This window comes from Sphingomonas sp. 28-62-20 (genome assembly GCF_002281505.1).
Genome location: NZ_NCGH01000071.1, coordinates 1 through 1,452 on the forward strand (window position 1 = coordinate 1; position 1,452 = coordinate 1,452).

1 protein-coding gene and 1 pseudogene are annotated in these 1,452 nt (G+C 62.3%); both read right to left on the reverse strand.

Annotated elements, in window-relative coordinates; genetic code table 11:
* Positions 1-228 (reverse strand): annotated as a pseudogene (locus B7Y43_RS20075) (HlyD family secretion protein); the annotation flags it as partial.
* On the reverse strand, positions 225-1,452 hold a 1,228-nt coding region (locus tag B7Y43_RS20080; RefSeq protein ID WP_374133424.1), incomplete at its 5' end, for a TolC family protein. The pseudogene B7Y43_RS20075 and the gene B7Y43_RS20080, both read right to left, overlap by 4 nt.

Consider the following 1,452-nt stretch of genomic DNA (forward strand, 5'->3'; position numbering starts at 1 on the left):
GCGCGTTGGATACAACCGGTATTGCGGCGGTTGGCCATCTTCGAAAATAGTGACTTCAATCGCGAAATCGCCGTCGCGCAACATCCGACCGTTGTGCGGCCCTTTTTCATATTCGGACGCGGACTTGCCTTCACCTTCAGCCGGTTTTTCAGCCTCGCCGCCGCAGGCAGCGAGCGGGACGGTGAACAACAAGGCTGCCGCCATGCGAATGTACAGATACTGTTTCATGGATTGATCCCCTTGTCCGCTGCGGCGTCAAAGCGCCCGGTCAGCCGGTCTATTTCAGTTTGAAGGTCACGGTAGCGCGTCACGGCATTGAGCCATTCGGCCTGCGCTTGGATGATGGCATCGGCGGCACCTTGCATGTCGCGGAAGGTGAAGCCGCCGCGCGCATAGCCTTCGCGCACCTGCCGGAGTGCCTTGGTGGTCTGCGGATAGACCTCAACGACGATGGCATCGGCGCGCGCGCGGGCGGCGTCCGCTTCTGCCCCAAGGCTGGCAAGGCGGCGAAGCCGGTCGAGTCTTTGTGCCTCTGCGGTCAGCTCGATCCGCAATTTTTCGGCCTGTGCCCTCGCGATATTTCCTTGATTGCGGTCAAAGCGTCCCAATGGGATTGTGACGCCAGCAACCAGCGCAACGTCGTTGGTGCCGCGCAAAAAGCGTGCGCCGCCACTCAGGGTATAATCCTGGCGAACGCGCGTCTGTTCGAGCGTTACCGCCGCCGAAGCGCGTTCAGCCTCGGCCTGCGCAAGCGCAACATCGGCTTCTGCCAGTTGCCGCGCTGCCGGGATGCCCGACATCACTTCGCCCTCGGTTTCGATGTCCATGCCGCTTCCGCCCCAATAAGCGGCAAGCCCGTCACGCGCCGCAACTTGCCGCGCGCGCGCTTCGGCAAGATTAAGCTGCGCCTGCGTAACCCGCGCCGACGCGCTGGTTTCAACAAATAGCGGATCTTTATATCCGCGCACACGGCGCAGCGCCTCGCGCTGCATCTCGATTTCGACACCCAATCGTGTTTCCGCGATCTCGACGACATAGCCAGCGATTACGACATCGAGAAACGCACGCTGCACAGCGCTAACAAGCTCGAGCCGACCTACGCGCGACGATGCCTCGGCAACACCGATGTCACGGTCAGCAAAAGCCAATCGTGCATCGCGCTTGCCACCGCGTTCGATGGTTTGGCTATAGGTTCCCGTTATCTCGGCTTGGCCGAAGACATTATAGGGTCCACTGCCGACGAAGTTCTCGCCTTCGACGGTTACCGTAGGATTGGGCCGAACGCCCGCTTGGACACGACCGGCACGCGCAGCGGCGATCGCCGCCTCGTTGGCGCGGATCGAAGGCGCGGCCTCAACCGCCTTGGCAATGGCCTCATCCAGCGTGATCGGCTCCGCGAACGTAGCCGTAGCCGGACAGGCCAGCGCCGCCGCCAGCAAGGCGGTGCGCAAT